Origin of the sequence: Pedobacter boryungensis (genome assembly GCF_013204825.1) — a bacterium.
In the GTDB taxonomy this organism is placed as follows: Bacteria; Bacteroidota; Bacteroidia; order Sphingobacteriales; family Sphingobacteriaceae; genus Pedobacter; species Pedobacter boryungensis.
The window spans coordinates 113,725-131,637 of record NZ_JABMKV010000003.1 but is presented as its reverse complement, the minus strand read 5'-3'; the positions used below and the strand labels follow the sequence as shown (position 1 = coordinate 131,637).

Sequence of the window (17,913 nt, the reverse complement as noted above, 5' to 3'; positions counted from 1 at the left end):
TATGAATAATATACATATACCGCCAGTTGTAAAGAATTTACTAATTATTAATGTAATATTTTTTATTGCAACCTTAGTTTTCAGTAATAACGGTTCTTATACATTGGTACAATACCTTGCTGTCTTCTATTTTGATTCGCCTTCTTTTAGATTTTGGCAACCTATTACTTATATGTTCATGCATAGTCCAGTAGACTATTTCCATATCATATTTAATATGTTTGCACTATATAGTTTTGGAAGTATTTTAGAGCAGAGGTGGGGAGCAAAAAGATTTTTGATTTTTTATTTCATTACTGGTTTAGGGGCTTTGGCTTTACAATGGGCGGTTCAGGCGTATGAAGTTTATTCGGTTTTAGGTAGTGCGACTTTTGATGTTTCCCAGAGTATAAATGTTACTCAAGATAAAATGGAGCTTCTAAGTAGCATTTATTATGGTCCAATGCTTGGTGCATCTGGTGCTATCTTTGGGTTGCTAGTTGCTTTTGGAATGCTGTATCCAAATGCAGAACTGTTTATTATGTTTATTCCAGTGCCAGTAAAAGCAAAATATATTATGCCAATTTATGTATTGGTAGAGCTTTTCTTAGGAGTTGGCAAATTCCAAGGTTCTGTGGCTCACTTTGCCCATTTGGGTGGGGCTTTAATTGGCTTTATTTTAGTGAAACTTTGGAAGGATAAAAACACATTTTACAATTATTATGAATAGCAATTTGTGGAACGAGTTTAAGCTTAAGTTTTTTAAATCTGGAAATCCAGTTTTTCTTTATATAGGCATTAATATTCTAATTTTTGTGCTGGTTTCATTAGCGTCAGTAATGGTTTTTTTTGCTGGTTATCGCGGCTTAATTAATGATTTGATAGCTAATTATCTAGCTTTCCCATCGCTTCCTGATTTATGGCTAAGTCACTTTTATACGGTGTTGACTTATCAGTTTTTTCACGTTGATTTCTTTCACATTTTATTCAATATGTTATGGTTATATTGGATGGGTCAGCTTCTTTTAGATTTTATTAAACCACGCCAATTTCATGTGTTGTATATAGGCGGAGGAATTTTAGGGGCAATTTTTTACGCTGTAATTTTTTCAATTGTTCCTGCTTTTAAAACCACGGCGAATATCCCGTTAATAGGTGCTTCGGCAAGTGTAATGGCAATTTTTACAGCCTTAGTAACGTTAGTTCCAAATTATAGCATTCGTTTATTATTTGTTGGCGAAATAAAAATTAAATACCTTTTATTGGTTTACGTTTTGTTAGATTTATTAGGGACAACATCCACAAATGCTGGCGAAAGCTTAGCTCATTTGGGAGGTGTAATTTTTGGGTTTTCATATGTTAAATTGCTGCAAAATGGAATTGATTTGAGTATCATTTTTAAGAAAAAGCCCAAACTTAAAGTAGTTCGAAATGAAAATGTGAAAAAACAGGAAAACGTTGTTAATCAAAAAGAAATAGATACGATATTAGATAAAATTTCTAAAAGCGGATATGATAAATTAAGCAAAGAGGAAAAAGAGACTTTGTTTAAGGCAAGCAAGAATTAATGAAAAAAAGTAAATTAACCTTTTTTGATAGATTGATTATTTTTATAGCAATACTAGTTGCTGTAGGCCTAATATGTGGGGCACTTGCTGGTAAAAATGATCCTCGTCAACATATTATTCTTGCCTTTTTTGGATTAGCGTATCCATTCTTTTTATTAGCAAACATCATTTTAATCCTATATTGGATTTTACGTAAAAAATGGATTTTTTTCCTATTAACGATTATAATTATTGGTACGGGTTGGCATGCTTTAATTGCTACATTTGGTCTTTTCGGTAATGCTGGGGAAAATGAAAAAGCAGAAGCTAGTTTAGTGAGAGTAATGACTTACAATGTGCATAATTTTAAACCTTACGGCGAAGAAATAACAGAAAAAGTAAAAGAAAAAATGTTGGGAATTGTTAAAACTCAAAATCCTGATGTAATCTGTTTCCAAGAATTTTATAGCCGTTACAAAGGTCCATACGATACCGTAGATAGCTTAATGAAACTGTTAAATACAAAGTACTACTATTTTCAACCAACAATGGAAAGCCGATCTGAGGCAATTGGTTTAGCTATTTTTTCCAAATATCCCATACAAAATAAAGGAAATATAACTTTTGGTCCTGATGCAGGAAATGGAAGTATTTTTGTGGATTTAGATGTGAATGGAAGTCCTTTGAGAGTATATAATGTTCATTTGCAATCCATTTCATTTGGTAGAGAAGATTATTCATATCTAGAAAAAGTAACTAAAGAAATGGATGCAGAAATGAATTCTTCTAAAAGAATTTTGCGCATGCTAAAAAATGCATTTAAGAAACGTAGCTTACAAGTTGATTTAGTAAAAGCACATATGAAAACTTGCACCACATCATATTTAGTTGCAGGCGATTTTAATGATACACCCGCATCTTATGCCGTGACTAAAATTACTGATTCGCTTAATAATGCTTTTATCAAACAAGGACAGGGATTAGGTAGGACTTATAACGGTAAATTTCCCAATTTTCAAATTGATTATATTGCCACAACTAAAGATATTGAGGTTACAAATTATCACATTATCCAAGCTAAATTATCTGATCATTTTCCTTTACGTAGTGACTTACGTTTAAAAACCACAAAGCCATAATGTAGCTTAGCCTATCTACTAACTGCTTTTTATTTACATTTGTAACATGAAACAAGATCTTCAATTATACAATACCATTACACGAAAAAAAGAACTATTTAAGCCTTTAAATGCTCCTCACGTAGGCATGTATGTATGTGGGCCAACAGTTTATAGTGATGTACATTTGGGTAATTGTCGCACTTTTATTTCATTCGATTTAATCTTCAGATATTTAAAGTATAGTGGCTATAAAGTACGCTATGTTAGAAATATAACTGATGCTGGTCACTTAGAGGGAGATAGAGACGAGGGCGATGATAAATTTGCAAAAAGAGCCAAATTGGAGCAATTAGAACCAATGGAAATTGTTCAGAAATATACATTAGGTTTCCACGATGTGATGAGAGTATTTAACACCTTGCCACCAAGTATAGAACCAACCGCGACTGGTCATGTTATCGAGCAAATCGAAATGATTAAAAAAATTATCGATAACGGCTATGCATATGAAGTTGATGGAACTATATATTTCGATGTAGAAAAATATAGTCAGAAATATAACTACACCATTTTAACCAACCGCAATTTAGAAGATATGTTGGCAAACACCAGAGAGTTAGGTGGTCAGGATGATAAGCATGGCAGATTGGATTTTGCGCTTTGGATTAAAGCGAAGCCAGAAACACTAATGCAATGGACTTCACCTTGGGGAATGGGTTTTCCTGGTTGGCATATCGAATGTTCTGCAATGAGTGCTAAATATTTAGGGCAGGAATTTGATATACATGGCGGTGGAATGGATTTAGCAGCAACACACCATACCAATGAAATTGCACAATCTGAAGCATGTAGCCATCATCAGCCTGCTAAATATTGGATGCATACCAATATGTTGACGGTAAATGGCACACGTATGTCTAAATCTGCAGGTAATGGTTTCTTGCCAGGAGAATTATTTACCGGAAATCATCCGCTGTTGCGCAAAGGATATAGTCCAATGACGGTTAAGTTTTTTATGCTACAAGCACATTATCGTAGTACGCTAGATTTTTCTAATGATGCTTTAGATGCCTCTGAAAAAGGTTTTAGAAGATTAATGAATGCAGTTAGCTTATTGCCAAAACTTGTGGCAAGCGAAAAGGGAGAGGTAGAAATCGATCCACTTCGTGTGAATTGTGAAAATGCAATGAACGACGATTTTAATAGTCCTGTAGTGATTGCTGAATTATTTGAGGCAGCTCGAATTGTGAATACAGTTTATGATGGCACATTAAAAATCTCTACAGCAGAGTTAGATAAATTAAGAACCTTAATGCATGATTTTATCTTTGAAGTTTTTGGTTTGAAAGATGAAGAGACGAGTAATACAGAGCTAAATGAAGTTTTAGATATGGTTATCGCCCTGCGAAAAGATGCCAAAGAGAATAAGGATTACGCAACTTCTGATATGATACGCGTAGGCTTGCAAAATATTGGCATTCAATTGAAAGATAGCAAAGACGGAACAACATGGAGTAAATCTTAATCATTTACCAAATGAATAGAAATTTTTTAATCATTGCTTTAATAGCAATTTTCACTTTTCAGACTTGTACATCTGATAAAAAAGAAACCAAAGAAGAAACTGAACAGGTTGTAAAACTAACTTCTCCAGATTTTAATGCAGACAGTGCTTTTGCATATACAAAAGCTCAAGTTGATTTTGGTCCAAGAATTCCATCTACTGAAGCCCATGCTAACTGTGCTAAATATTTGGTAAATAAATTTAAATCTTTTGGTGGAGATGTGTTTGTACAAGAGGCGCCTGCCAAAACATACGACGGCAAAAGTCACAGATTAAAAAACATTATTGCAGCATTTAACCCTGAAAAAACACAACGAGTTTTAATAACGGCTCATTGGGATGCTCGTCCATTTTCAGATCAAGATCCTGATGCAACGATGCATGATAAACCTTTTGATGCAGCAAATGACGGTGCAAGTGGAGTGGCTGTGATGTTAGAAATGGCTCGTCAAATTCAGCAAAAGCAACCTAATGTTGGGGTGGACTTTATTTTGTGGGATATTGAAGATTATGGAAAATCAAATGATGAATCTCAAAATGAAACCACATGGTGTATTGGCTCTCAATATTGGTCTAAAAATCCTCCAGTAAAAGGGTATAAGCCTTTATATGCCATTAACTTAGATATGGTTGGTGGTTCAAGTGCACAATTTGCTCAAGATGAGATTTCAAGAAAATATGCACCTACTATCGTTAAAAAAGTTTGGGATATTGGAAATGAAATTGGTTATTCGGCCTATTTTATAAATGTAACTTCTGGGAGTTTAATTGATGACCATTTTTGGGTAAATCAAGCAGGAATTCCTTGTATCGACATTATTCATTACACAGATGCTGTTGGGTTTTACATGAATTGGCATACACAATTAGATAATTTAAATAATATCGACAAAAATACTTTGAAAGCAGTTGGTCAAACAGTGCTAGAAACTATTTATAGAGAAAAATCGCCCATCTAATGTGTAATTGTTAATTACTTTTTAGGAAGTCTTAATCTTCAAACCATATATTCGCAACACTATTTTACTTATTATGATGAAAAAAATTATTTATTCAGTTTTAGTTGCAACAATTAGCGTGAGTGCATTTGCTCAAAAATCAGATGGCACCACAAAATCTTTGGTAAATGCAGAAAAAGCATTTGCTGAAGAAGCATTGAAGGATGGAACAAAAGCTGCTTTTAATAAATATGCAGCATCTGATGCGTTAGTTTTTAGACCAAACCCAGTAAATGCAAAAACTTTTTACGCTACTGCGCCAGATATGAAAAACTTAAACTGGGGACCTACTTTTGCTAGGGTATCTAGAAGCGGAAACTGGGGTTTTACAAGTGGAAATTATGTAGTTAACGGAGAGAAAAAAGAGTATGGACATTATCTATCAGTTTGGAGAGTAGAAAATGGTAACTGGAAGTTTATTTTAGATTTAGGTGCCGAAACTAATAAGCCACTAAATAAAGTGACAACAAATTTTGTAGAGCCTAAAGATCATTTTATTCCAAAATATACCACAGATAAAGAATTAAAAGCAGGAAGAGAAGTAATTCTAACTACAGAAAAAACATTAAATACTACCTTAAAATCTTATGGAGCGAGTGCATTTGCTGGTTTTCTAAATAAAGATGCTCAATTGATGTTCCCAGGCACTGAAACAATTGTTGGAAAAGAAAATATACAAGCATTTAATAATAGAATGATTGATAAAATTAGTTTGAAAACTACTTCAGCTGATAAAGCATTAGGTGGAGATTTAGCCTATACTTTTGGCGTAGCAACAATAGATTATAAAACTGATTTGCGTGAGAGTTTCCATTATGTTTTTATTTGGGAACGTCAATCTGATGGGAACTGGAATATCATGAGCCAAATTTTCACCTTAGCAGAACGCTAACCTAAACAACCAAATATAAATCATAAGGATTTCGGCTTTGCTGAAATCCTTTTTTGTTTTTAGGAAAGTTATGATGAACCAATAAACTATTCTCTTAGATTTTGGCGTTATTATTGAATACAATTCAACTATGAAAAAATATCTACTATTCGTTTCATTATTAAGTATTTCTCTTAACATTTTAGCTCAAAAAAAGTTTGATGTTCAAGGTCATCGAGGCGCCAGAGGGATTATGCCAGAAAACACAATTCCTGCAATGATAAAGGGGCTACAATTAGGTGCTACAACTTTACAAATGGAGGTAGTAATTTCTAAAGATAGACAAGCAGTAGTATCCCAGGAACCTTATTTCAATCACGAATATAGTTTAACACCTGAAGGAAAATCAATCTCATTAAAAGATGAAAAAAAATATAACATCTTTAAAATGGATTATGATGAAGTAAAGAAATTCGATGTAGGTAGTAAAATCCATCCCCGGTTCCCAGGTCAGCAAAAAATTAAAACCTATAAACCATTATTAGGAGAATTAATAGATTCCGTTGAGACCTATGTAAAACTGAATAAATTAGCAAAACCAGATTATAATATCGAAACTAAATTAATTCGAAAAGGTGATGATGAATTTCAGCCAAGCCCTGAGGAATTTGTAGATATTATAATGGAGATTGTAAAAAAGAAAAACCTCGAAAAACGTGTAATAATTCAATCTTTTGATATGCGTTCGTTGCAATATCTGCATAAAAAATATCCTAAAATACGTACTTCTTTAGGTATAGATGAAAAAGAAGACTTCGAAAATAATATTAAAGATTTAGGGTTTACACCAACAATTTATAGTCCGTATTCTGTTTTAGTAGGGAAAAATTTAGTGGATAAATGCCATGCTATGGGTGTTAAAATTATTCCATGGACAGTAAACTCAATAAAAGATATTGAATATATGATGAACCTGGGTGTAGATGGAATTATAACAGATTATCCCAATTTAATGGGACAGTTGAAATAACTTAAAACAAATCTTTGATAATCTGTTCGATAGTTAAACCTTCAGCCTCTGCTCTATAATTACGCACAATTCTATGGCGTAAAATAGGTTCAGCAACAGCTTGAACATCTTCTATATCAGGAGCATATTTTCCAGAAATAGCTGCATGACATTTAGCTCCTAAAACTAGAAATTGCGATGCTCGTGGCCCAGCACCCCAAGAAACATAATTATTAATTGTCTCTGAAGCTAATTCAGTATTCGGACGAGTCTTAGCAGCTAATTTTACTGCATATTCCAATACGTTATCGGTAACAGGAATATTTCTAATCAGTTTTTGGAAATATTGTATTTCTTTAGCACTGATAATTTTTCCCAACTTAACTTCTTTATTGCTCGTAGTGTTTTTTACAATTGTCAATTCATCAGCAAATGCTGGATAATTTAACTGAACATTAAACATAAAACGATCTAATTGCGCCTCTGGAAGTGGATATGTACCTTCTTGCTCAATTGGGTTTTGAGTTGCTAATACGAAAAAGGGTGGGGGCAAAATATGTGTCTGACCGGCTGCCGTAACTGCTTTTTCTTGCATTGCTTCTAACAAAGCAGCTTGTGTTTTTGGCGGTGTACGATTAATCTCATCAGCCAAAATAATATTTGAAAATATAGGGCCTTTGATAAACTTAAAGTGACGATCTTCTCCTAAAATTTCTGCACCAATAATATCGCTGGGCATTAAATCTGGAGTAAATTGTATACGGTTAAAATCGAGGTCTAAAACATTAGCAACAGTTTGAACTAATAAAGTTTTTGCCAAACCAGGTACGCCAACTAATAAACAATGCCCATTGCTAAATATAGCAATGAGCACAGATTTTATAATTTCATCCTGCCCAATAACAACTTTGCCAATTTCGGCTTTAATGTTCTTAAAAGACTGGTGTAGGGCGTCTACAGCTTCGACCTCGTTAGTAAACTGCATTCTTTATTTTTTATCCTTATTAACCCAAAGCTTCATCTCATCGCAAGTTGCAAACTCATCGTCAACTCTAATATAAGTAGTTTCTTTACGTTTCTGAAACCACTCACTCATTACACGGGCTTGCTTTTCGCTCTGCGCTCTTTCTTTAAATTTAGGATAATCTTGATCTAAATTCCCTTTATGAGGGGGTATTTTAGATTTTAATAGGAATATTTTATATCCTTCTTTCCCGTCTTGCGGATTATTGAATGCGACAGGTTTAGAGATATTTCCAACTTTCATTGTATCAATAACCACAAACACAGTAGGATCTAATTTCTCTACTGGAATAAAAGTAGTTCTAGTAGTTTGATTGTCTGCATATAACATCATTCCGCCATTGTATTGAGTTTCTTTATTATCTGAATAAGTAGAAGCAGCTGTAAAGAAAGGTAATTTTTTATCGGTAATGTCTTTGTAAATACTATCTGCCTTTAACTTAACTCGCTCTAAACTAGCAGCAGTAGTTTGTGGACGAATTAGAATATGTCTTGCATGTACTTGTTCACCACGTCGCTCAATTACTTGTAAAATGTGGTACCCATTTTCAGTTTCGAAAACTGGTGACATTTCCCCTGCCTTTAACTTAAATGCCCATGCTGTAAATTCCTTAACCATTTGACTTCTATCAAAGAAGCCTAAATCCCCTCCTTCAGATGCCGAACCTGGATCTTCTGAATATGTTTTAGCTAAGAAACCAAAGTCTTCACCACTTTTAATACGCAACCTAATTGCATCAAGTTTATCGTAGTATTTTTGCTTTTCAGCTTTTGTTAATTTTGGATATAAAGCAATCTCTCCAACTTCTACTTCGGTACCAATATCTGGCAAGCTATCTTTTTTATAGGTTTCGAAATATTTTTTAACTTCTAAAGGAGTAACGTTTGTATTTTCAGTAATTTTTGCCTGCATTTTTTCTGCAATTAATCCTTCTTTTATATCAGGTCTCATCTCATCTTTATATTGCAATACAGATTTTTGCAAGAATTGCTCTAAACGGTCTTGTCCGCCCATGCGTTGTATTTGGTAACGCATACGTTTATCTAAAGCATCATCAACTTGGCTATCATCAACCATAATAGAATCTATTTCTGCCTGTTGTTTTAATAGCTTTTGAACCAGCATTTGTTGTAAAAAATAGCATTTTGCTTTTTCATCTGCCGGATTACCCTGATTTAAATAAATAGCATATTGTTGATTTAGATCTGATAATAGGATAATATTATTTCCTACTACAGCAACGACTTTATCTAGATTTGTTTTTTGAGCCTGTACATTTAAAAACAGACACATTAAACCGCCTGCTATTAATAAAAATTTCTTCATTCTATTTTTGTTCAATTGTATTTCTATTGCAAAGTTAATATTATTCGCTTTATAAGCTGGTTAAAGCTTGGCAAGCTTTCTTAGTTCGTCTTCGTTAATCTTTATGGTGTATTTTGCTCTTAGAGTCTTAATCCATGCATTTTCTAAGCTTTGCTGATAATCCGCAGTAACTTGTCCCCGTATTTCATCATAACTTTTACCCTGATAAGCATTTATATTTTTGGTGTAAAACTCTTCAATTGCAGTTTCGCTATCAGGTATTTTACTCCAAATCTTCTTTTCAGAAACGTTAAACATTAACACACCTTCTCTATACTCGTTCATAATAAAATTATAATCGATATTTTTAGGAGAAGTCTTTTTTTGTGCTTTCAAAGCAATTTCGTAACCGTTAATCTCTTTTTTATAAGCAGTATCGGCATCTAAATTCATTGCTTTCGCCTCAGCTACCTTTAACTTGAAATTAATGTAAAGATCCAAGTAAGACGCCAAATCTTGATAAGAAGCAGCTGCAATACCTGCATGATTTTTTTTATAAACCCACATAAATTCCTTACTGCTGATAGATTTCCCATTAACAGAAGCGACATTTTGTGCAAATGTAACGCAGGCAAAAAAACATAAAATAAAAATGCAACAGACTTTTCTCACAAAAGACAACAGCTATATAATTTTAATGGATAAAAGTAACAAATTAAGGCGCTATAATAAGATATTTAACTAATTTTAACAGAAAATAATTTTCATTAAAAAGATATGATGGATAACCAACTAACAAGTAACGCAGAAGCCTTACGTTTATTTTTTACAGACGATATTTATCTGGTAAAAGATGATGTGCAAAATGCTTTTGTAGAGTTAGTTAATAGGAGCCCAGATATCGCCCAAAAAATTGAGGGTACTTCGCCAGTAAAGGAAATAAACGATATTGCAGATTTGCCATTAGTTGTTGAAGAGCCAAAACCAGCTCTAAAAAAAGAGTTTAAGTTCTTAGGGAAAAATCAAAAAGGTATTTTGATTTTAGTAAATGATAATGAGAATAAAGTAAGTTCTGAGCAAGGTACAGAGCTGTTACGTAAATTGGTAAAAGCCATTGAACTAACAAACAGCGATTTTGCATTGGTTAATTATGCAAATTATGTTGGTGCAACTTTCGAAGATTTAAAAGGGTTCTTTAATTGCCAATTGGTATTATCTTTCGGTGTTGGAACTCAGCAACTAGGTTTAGCCACGCAAGCCTTAAATCAATTATTTACAGTTGGCAATACACGATTAATTTTTACATCGAATTTGCATGATTTAAATAGTGATCAGCCTAGTAAAAAAATCCTATGGACAACTTTACAACAGTTAAAAAATGGCTAATCAATTAGTTTTCGCGACAAATAATGCCCATAAAACACTAGAGGTTAGTAAGTTATTAGCGCCTAAATATGAGGTTTTAAATTTAGCCGGTATTGGTTGTGATGTAGATATTCCAGAAACTGGAAGTACATTTGCTGAAAATGCAACTTTAAAAAGTACGTATGTAGTAGAAAATTATCATATAGATTGTTTTGCAGATGATAGCGGATTGGAAGTTGAGGCGCTAAATAATGAGCCTGGAATTTATTCTGCAAGATATAGTGGGGCCAGAGGTGATGCGGAAAATATGAAATTCTTGCTCCAAAAAATGGAAGGCATCACCAATCGTAATGCTCGTTTCAAAACAGTAATTTCTCTAATCAAAAATGGAAAAAATCATCTTTTTGAAGGAGTAATTTATGGCAAATTGAGAACTTCACCAGTAGGAGAAAATGGTTTTGGCTACGATCCGATATTTGAGCCAAATGGCTATTCTATTACGTTTGCGGAGATGGATATAGAGCAAAAAAATAAAATCAGTCACAGAGCATTAGCCATGCAAAAACTGATTTCCTTTTTACAAGGGAGCTAATGCTACTAATTTAAGGCTGAATTTTTGTTTTAGTAGTATCAACTTTTACTGGAGGAGCAATGGCAGGTTTAACAAGTGTTTTGCTTTTATTCAGATCTCCTGTAGTTTTTTTGGGTGGCAAAATTGGTTTTATACCAGATGGATCATTTCCAGTTACTTTTACTGTTGGTTTTGCCGTAGTGTTCTTAGAAGTAGGTTTTACCGCAGGTTTACCTTTAATAATATCAGCTTTGCTAACAGGTCTTAACTCTGGTTTCCAAATAAAACCGGTTAAAAGTGTTTCTTTTGGTAATTTGTTCATTGGGTTTGTTGCGCCCTCTGCTTCTTTAATGTATAAAATGTCTGTTAGCTCTTTGTCTTTAAATAGAAATTTAATTCGGCTACTCACAGATTGGTTCATTTTATCATAATTCCCTTTATCATCTTTAGAATAATATATGCTTTCTGCATTGCCATCCACATACATATTTCTTAATTCTCCTTCTCTAAAAAAGCCTGTAATTTTCTTTCCTTTTACCTGGTTAAATTTGGTAGAATCGGTTTCTACATTTACTAAAAAACCATTTTGTAAAACTTGAAAACTATGGATTTTGTCATTCTTGAAAAAAACATGAATGGTGTCACCAGTTTGTTGTGTTCCTTCCGACCATAAAATGGGATTTTTATACCACCGTAAAGTAGAATCTGCGGCGGTATAAAACAACGAATCTGCCTTTGCTTGCATATTAGATTTAAAAACCCTTACGTTGTGAAACGCTTTAATAACCCGCGTTCTTACTGTATCCGCAGGATTAAAAACCGCAGTACTATCTTTTTTAAGTGGATTAGGATTTGCGATTTTTGACTTAATTCCATTTGTAACAGTAGAAATTGCTTTTTTATCATCTGGTTTTAGCGCAATTTTTTTAGCGGTTTGAACAGAATCCTTATTGCTTGGTGCTATCGTTTTATTTACTGTAGGCGGAGGTACAACTTTTATTAAACTATCCTTTTTTACACTATCTGTATTTATTTTTGTACTATCCAATAACTTTATAGGAGGTGGATTATTTTTCAAATCTTTAGCCTGTTGTTCGGCTAGTTTTCTTTCTTTTTTGCTCAGTTTTTTCGTATCAGTATTTACAACAACAGGTCTTTTTACAATTTGCGCTGCTGCAGCTTTTTTGGCTTCGGCTTTCTCTTTCTCCTTTTCTTCTTTTGCTTTTTCATCTTCAGACCCAACCTCATTGTCTTTCTGAATTATAGGTTTATTAAGGAGCTTTAGTGTGTGTTGTAAAACTTTTTGTGTTGCTAAAGTATCGGCACCAAGCCAAAGCGTATCAGGTATTTTTTTATTTTTTACCGTAATAGAATCTTTAGTGGCCATTCCGAAATATGCATTTTTAGTTACGACGACACGTTCATCTGCTTTGTAATATTCGCCCAATTGTCCGCGTAAAAGTGTTCTATCCGAAGTGTCAATAAATACAATGTTTTTTACCGCTCTACCATATCCGGTTTTACCGTAATAATATAAGCTATCACCTTTTAATGATTTCGTATTTTGTGTATACAGATTTTTTTTGCCGAAATACGCATTTTCACTTTTGGTATTGTAAGCGCCATTTTCGGTATATAAATTATCGTCTTTGCCTTTTATATTTGTCGGACCGTAAAAATAAGTCCAATTCGTAAAGGTGTTGTAACGTAGTGTATCAGATTTGATAGTGCTTTGTGGTGTAACAACCACAACATTATACCTAAAATAAGCATCCTTGGTATTGGCAAAGTAATAACCTCTTTTACTGGTAAGCACTACATCTTTATTTACAATTTTTCCTCCAGTACTATATTCCCCAATTTTGGTGGCCATATTGTAATCCAATACATTGGTAGTCAACGTAGAAGTCGGATCAATCATTTTTACATTATTTGATAAATGCGCTTTTTTTGCATTTCCATCATAATTCAAAAAGTCAGAATAAATATTTACAGTATCACCTTGGTTAATATGCACATTTTTAAAGGCTTCAAAGTAATTTCGATCTTTATAAAATACAGCGCTATCAGATCTTAAAGTAGCATTATCTTGTCTAAATACTGGATTTATAACATAATTTATATTTGTTTTGGTATCCACAGTTAATCGGTCAGAAGAAACTAATTCAATTTTAGTCCGCTGTTGCGCAAAAAGCATACTGGGGAAGAGTAACAAAAGTAAGAAGAAGCGTAATTTCTGCACTTTACAAAGTTATGTTTTATTTTTTTTTAATGATGTAAGCTTATCACGGTTAAATTAAATATTTTTGAAACATGTTACCGCTACAGCAGTTTACAAACTACATCAAAAAAAATGCCCTTTTCCTTAAACAAGACAAAATCTTGTTGGCGGTAAGTGGCGGTAAAGATTCGGTTCTGATGGCTCAGCTATTTAAACTCGCAGATTTTCAATTTAGTATAGCGCACTGTAATTTTAATTTGCGGGGAGATGAATCTCAACGTGATGAAGCTTTCGTTAAACTCTTAGCTACAACATTAGATGTGCCTTTTCATGTAGTTCATTTTGATGCAAAAGCTTATGCGAATAAACATCAACTGTCTATACAAATGGCAGCTAGAGATTTACGTTATCAATGGTTTGAAACGATAAGACAAGAAAATTGTTATGATTTTATTGCTTTGGCGCATCATCAAAATGATTCTATTGAAACTCTATTGCTCAACTTAACTCGTGGTACAGGAATAAGTGGCATGCATGGTATTTTGCCTAAAAGGGATAAATTAATCAGGCCTTTATTATTTTTATCGCGACAGCAAATTGACGAGTTTGTAGAAGAAAATGACATCAATTTTGTTGAAGACAGCTCGAACGAAAGCACTAAATATGCTCGTAACAAAATACGTTTAAATGTTATTCCGCAACTGCGAGAAATAAATCAAAATTTAGAACATACATTTGCACAGAATATTGCTCGGTTCGCCCAAACTGAAGAAGTTTTGCAAAGCGTAATTGAGAAAACTCGTCAAGAAATTGCAAGAGAGAATAATGATGCTTTTTATATTTCGATTGAGAAAATTCAACTCTTAAAACCTCAGAAATTAATTTTTTTCGAGCTGTTAAAACCCTATCATTTTACAGATAAGGTAGTTGATGAAATCTTAGAATCATTAACAAAACAGAGTGGAACTTCATTTTATAGCCAAACACATCGTGCAACTATCAATCGGAGTGAGGTTATAATTTCGGCCTTGCCTAAAGAAAAACCGCATATAAATCAGTTTATACATCCACAAGATGAACGAATTTTAGTAGAAAACCAGCATATTTTAATTTCTTACACTAATTCGAATGCAGTTGAGAATAACAGAGATAAAGCATTTGTAGATGCAGATAAATTGATATTTCCTTTGGTTATTCGTTTTAAACAAGATGGCGACCGATTTATGCCATTAGGAATGAAACAGTATAAAAAGCTCAGCGATTTTTTAATTGATAGTAAAGTGCCATTGCCACAAAAAGAAAAAATTCCCTTAATAATTAATGGAAATGGAGAAATAATTTGGGTTGCAGGTTTACGGCAGGACAATAGATATAAAGTAAATGCAACAACGAAAAAAGTTGCTATATTCGAATTGTTAAATACATAATGGATCACAGAAATATTTATATCGAAAAACAATACATTGGTCGTGATTATATCCGGATATGTATTAGGCTTGTAATGGCAGCATTTTGTTTTGCAGCCTATGTTTATGAGCGTGATCGGGATAATACTGTTGATCTCTTTCTGGTAGTTGGTTTCGGTATTATTGGTGTTTCAATTATTCTTTTATTTCTTATTCAGTATAAAATACGAATTGAGAATAAAAGTGTAGTGATAGATGGATTGTGGACTGCCAAAAAAGTTAAAATAGACTTAAACAGTATTACAAAAGTGCGCAAAGCAACGTATAGTAATTTTATGTTTAATAATCCTGTTTATAATCTACATAAAAAAGGAAGCATTCGCTTTTATTCTTCTGGTAAAGATGCTATCGTTTTAACTGATAGAGATGGTTTGGAATATTTTATAGGTACCCAGCGCCCTAATGAAATGTATTTAGTGATTCAAGAAGAAATGAGAAATTAATTTATTTCGTTAAATCATTTTGTTCAGCATCAATTTTATTACCAATAGATAACACAAATTAAATAAGATATAGGTTAATTTGTTATTGTAAACTTAGGGTTTACATTTTATAAAAATATTGATGAAAATAGGAATTGTTTGTTACCCTACATTTGGTGGAAGCGGTGTTGTTGCAACTGAATTAGGTAAAGCTCTTGCAAATGAAGGCCATCAGGTTCATTTTATCACGTATAGCCAGCCTGCTCGATTAGATTTTTTCTCGGCTAATTTGTTTTACCATGAAGTATCGGTAAGAGATTATCCATTATTTGACTATGCACCTTACGAATCCGCTTTAGCCAGTAAATTGGTCGATGTAGTTCGTTTTGAGAAATTGGATCTTTTGCATGTGCATTACGCTATTCCTCATGCATCTGCAGCGTTTATGGCAAAGCAGATCTTAGCAACTTACGGCATTAATATTCCTTTCGTAACTACTTTACATGGTACAGATATAACCTTGGTAGGTAAAGATGCAACTTATAAACCTGTGGTTACCTTCTCCATCAATCAGAGCGATGGCATTACTACAGTTTCTCAAGATTTAAAAGAGGATACCTACAAACATTTCGATATTCAAAAGGATATTAAGGTAATTCCGAATTTTATAGATTTTAATCGATTTAGTTTACAGCCTAAAGGACATTTTAAAAAAGCTATTGCTCCAAATAACGAACGGATTTTAATTCATACGTCTAATTTTAGAAAAGTAAAACGTACAGAAGATGTGATCAAGATGTTTCAGAAAGTGCAAGAAAGAATTCCTTCTAAATTATTAATGGTAGGAGATGGGCCAGAACGTACTTCAAATGAACAGCTTTGTAGACAATTGAATATCTGCGAAAACGTAAGGTTTTTAGGTAAACAAGATGCTGTTGAAGAAATTTTATCGGTTTCTGATTTATTTATCATGCCATCAGAATCTGAAAGTTTCGGTTTAGCTGCGTTAGAAGCTATGGCGTGTAAAGTTCCGGTAATTACATCTAATGCTGGTGGGTTACCAGAATTAAATATAGATGATTATTGCGGCTATATGTGCGAAGTAGGTGATATTGAAGATATGGCGAATAAAGCAATCACTATTTTAAGCAATGAAGATACGTTGAATTATTTTAAAGAAAACGCACTAAAAAGAGCTCAAGATTTTGATTTAAAGAAGATATTGCCAATGTACATTGATTACTATAAAGAAGTAATAGAAAAATCTTTAGTAGCTAATTAAGTTATTTGCTAAAAATCAAACAAACAGGTACACCTACACTAATTCTTTTGCTACTATCTTTTAAAGTGCCGGTAATTTTATTTCTATTAAAAATTACCACATCATTAGTGTATTGATGCGCCACCAATACATGGTTGCCGCTTGGGTCAATCGCGAAATTTCGAGGCCCTTTGCCTAATGTACTTACTCGTTCTATAAATTTTAGTATCCCAGTGGGAAGAATAGAAAATACAGCAATTGTATTTGCATCACCACGATTGGTTTCATACAAAAACTTGCCATCGGGAGATATATGAATATCTGCACCATCTATTTTGCCAGTAAAGTCTTTTGGAACAGTAGCAATTTCATGAAGTTTTTTCAAATTTCCATTTGCATAGCTAAATGCAGTAATGTTACCATTAAATTCATGAGCTAAATACGCAAACTTACCATTCGGACTAAATACTAAATGTCTTGGACCTGTACCTGCATTTGTTTTAATAACTATTTTTATGGTTAATATCTTGTCAATACTTGCAGCATTGTAATTGTAAATGTAAATAAGATCTTCTCCCAAATCATTGCTGATTAGATATTTATGATCTGGTGTAAATTGAACTTGGTGCACATGTGCACTTTCTTGTCTCTTCTTGGGGTCAATGCTTCTACCAGTATGCTGTATAATTTGTTTTGCATCAGATAATGATCCATCTGCATTGCGGCCAAAAACTGAAATTGTTCCGCCACTATAATTTGCTAAAATTACATTTTTATCATCAATAGCAATATAGCATGGATCAGCTCCTTCAGAAGATTTTTTATTTAAGAAGGACAAATCTCCACTTTGAGAATTAAAGCTAAATGCACTAACAGCACTATTTTTTCCATCTTCATTAACACTATAAACAAATTTTTTATTTCCGCTAACCGCTAAATAACTTGGGTTAACTACGTTTTTAGCAATGCTTTTTAAGCTCGTTTCTGCAGTTAAACCATTATAAGAATAAACATAAATTCCTTCGCTATTTCCCTTATTTGTATATGTTCCAATGAGTAAATTATAGTTTTGAGCTTGGGTTTGAAAAGTTAAAAAAATAGCTAATAAAATGAAGAAATATTTTTTCATGAGATTGGATTCAATTTTAATGCAAAGTACACAAAGAAAAAGACCTAAAGAAAAATTTTG

The 17,913-nt window shown here is 33.1% G+C and carries 17 protein-coding genes; 12 read left to right on the top strand and 5 right to left on the bottom strand.

What is annotated here, in order from left to right:
• Window position 1 precedes the first annotated feature (1 nt).
• The 7 genes from HQN85_RS12730 (at window position 2) to HQN85_RS12700 (ending at window position 7,110) form a co-directional block, all read left to right on the top strand.
• Complete coding sequence (locus tag HQN85_RS12730; RefSeq protein ID WP_173272822.1) at window positions 2-709, top strand: rhomboid family intramembrane serine protease; 708 nt, start codon at window positions 2-4, stop codon at window positions 707-709.
• The gene (locus HQN85_RS12725; protein ID WP_173272820.1) at window positions 702-1,547 is read left to right on the top strand and encodes a rhomboid family intramembrane serine protease; all 846 of its coding nucleotides are present in this window, start codon (window positions 702-704) and stop codon (window positions 1,545-1,547) included. Before HQN85_RS12730 ends, HQN85_RS12725 begins: the two co-directional genes overlap by 8 nt.
• Complete coding sequence (locus tag HQN85_RS12720) at window positions 1,547-2,665, top strand: endonuclease/exonuclease/phosphatase family protein (protein WP_173272818.1); 1,119 nt, start codon at window positions 1,547-1,549, stop codon at window positions 2,663-2,665. The genes HQN85_RS12725 and HQN85_RS12720 overlap by 1 nt, the downstream gene beginning before the upstream one ends.
• A gap of 46 nt (window positions 2,666-2,711) precedes the next feature.
• A complete protein-coding gene (gene cysS / locus HQN85_RS12715) occupies window positions 2,712-4,172 on the top strand; it encodes a cysteine--tRNA ligase (protein WP_173272816.1) in 1,461 nt (486 codons plus the stop codon).
• 11 nt (window positions 4,173-4,183) lie between these two features.
• A complete protein-coding gene (locus HQN85_RS12710; RefSeq protein ID WP_173272814.1) occupies window positions 4,184-5,170 on the top strand; it encodes a M28 family peptidase in 987 nt (328 codons plus the stop codon).
• Window positions 5,171-5,246: 76 nt separating this feature from the next.
• Window positions 5,247-6,101: a nuclear transport factor 2 family protein gene (locus tag HQN85_RS12705; protein ID WP_246249776.1), complete on the top strand. Its 855-nt coding sequence runs from the start codon at window positions 5,247-5,249 to the stop codon at window positions 6,099-6,101.
• A gap of 130 nt (window positions 6,102-6,231) precedes the next feature.
• Window positions 6,232-7,110 carry a glycerophosphodiester phosphodiesterase family protein gene (locus tag HQN85_RS12700; protein ID WP_173272810.1) on the top strand — a complete coding sequence of 293 codons (879 nt, stop codon included), beginning with the start codon at window positions 6,232-6,234 and terminating at the stop codon, window positions 7,108-7,110.
• Between the two features lies 1 nt (window position 7,111).
• Here HQN85_RS12700 and HQN85_RS12695 read toward each other — a convergent pair whose 3' ends face one another.
• From HQN85_RS12695 to HQN85_RS12685, 3 genes are read right to left on the bottom strand one after another with little or no spacing between them, the layout of a single operon-like run.
• Window positions 7,112-8,074 carry an AAA family ATPase gene (locus HQN85_RS12695; RefSeq protein ID WP_173272808.1) on the bottom strand — a complete coding sequence of 321 codons (963 nt, stop codon included), beginning with the start codon at window positions 8,072-8,074 and terminating at the stop codon, window positions 7,112-7,114.
• A 3-nt stretch (window positions 8,075-8,077) separates the two neighbouring features.
• Entirely contained in the window at window positions 8,078-9,439 is a 1,362-nt protein-coding gene (locus HQN85_RS12690; protein WP_173272806.1) for a peptidylprolyl isomerase, read from the bottom strand.
• Between the two features lie 60 nt (window positions 9,440-9,499).
• The gene (locus HQN85_RS12685) at window positions 9,500-9,985 is read right to left on the bottom strand and encodes a hypothetical protein (RefSeq protein WP_246249774.1); all 486 of its coding nucleotides are present in this window, start codon (window positions 9,983-9,985) and stop codon (window positions 9,500-9,502) included.
• A gap of 213 nt (window positions 9,986-10,198) precedes the next feature.
• On the opposite strand from HQN85_RS12685, the gene HQN85_RS12680 reads away from it, so the two are divergent.
• On the top strand, window positions 10,199-10,804 hold the full coding sequence (locus HQN85_RS12680) for a hypothetical protein (protein ID WP_173272802.1): 606 nt from the start codon (window positions 10,199-10,201) through the stop codon (window positions 10,802-10,804).
• On the top strand, window positions 10,797-11,375 hold the full coding sequence (rdgB, locus tag HQN85_RS12675) for an RdgB/HAM1 family non-canonical purine NTP pyrophosphatase (protein ID WP_173272800.1): 579 nt from the start codon (window positions 10,797-10,799) through the stop codon (window positions 11,373-11,375). The genes HQN85_RS12680 and rdgB overlap by 8 nt, the downstream gene beginning before the upstream one ends.
• Before the next feature lie 10 nt (window positions 11,376-11,385).
• Here the strand turns inward: rdgB and HQN85_RS12670 are convergent, their stop codons facing one another.
• The gene (locus HQN85_RS12670; RefSeq protein ID WP_317170034.1) at window positions 11,386-13,596 is read right to left on the bottom strand and encodes an OstA-like protein; all 2,211 of its coding nucleotides are present in this window, start codon (window positions 13,594-13,596) and stop codon (window positions 11,386-11,388) included.
• Window positions 13,597-13,667: 71 nt separating this feature from the next.
• Between HQN85_RS12670 and tilS the strand changes: the two genes are divergently transcribed.
• The 3 genes from tilS to bshA all read left to right on the top strand — a co-directional run bounded on the left by tilS (window position 13,668) and on the right by bshA (window position 16,745).
• Window positions 13,668-15,002 carry a tRNA lysidine(34) synthetase TilS gene (gene tilS, locus HQN85_RS12665; RefSeq protein ID WP_173272796.1) on the top strand — a complete coding sequence of 445 codons (1,335 nt, stop codon included), beginning with the start codon at window positions 13,668-13,670 and terminating at the stop codon, window positions 15,000-15,002.
• Window positions 15,002-15,484, top strand: coding sequence for a hypothetical protein (locus HQN85_RS12660; RefSeq protein ID WP_173272794.1), 483 nt, complete (start codon window positions 15,002-15,004; stop codon window positions 15,482-15,484). Before tilS ends, HQN85_RS12660 begins: the two co-directional genes overlap by 1 nt.
• Before the next feature lie 121 nt (window positions 15,485-15,605).
• Complete coding sequence (gene bshA, locus HQN85_RS12655; RefSeq protein WP_173272792.1) at window positions 15,606-16,745, top strand: N-acetyl-alpha-D-glucosaminyl L-malate synthase BshA; 1,140 nt, start codon at window positions 15,606-15,608, stop codon at window positions 16,743-16,745.
• Window position 16,746: 1 nt separating this feature from the next.
• On the opposite strand, the gene HQN85_RS12650 is transcribed toward bshA, so the two are convergent.
• Window positions 16,747-17,853 carry a lactonase family protein gene (locus HQN85_RS12650; protein ID WP_173272790.1) on the bottom strand — a complete coding sequence of 369 codons (1,107 nt, stop codon included), beginning with the start codon at window positions 17,851-17,853 and terminating at the stop codon, window positions 16,747-16,749.
• Window positions 17,854-17,913: the final 60 nt, after the last annotated feature.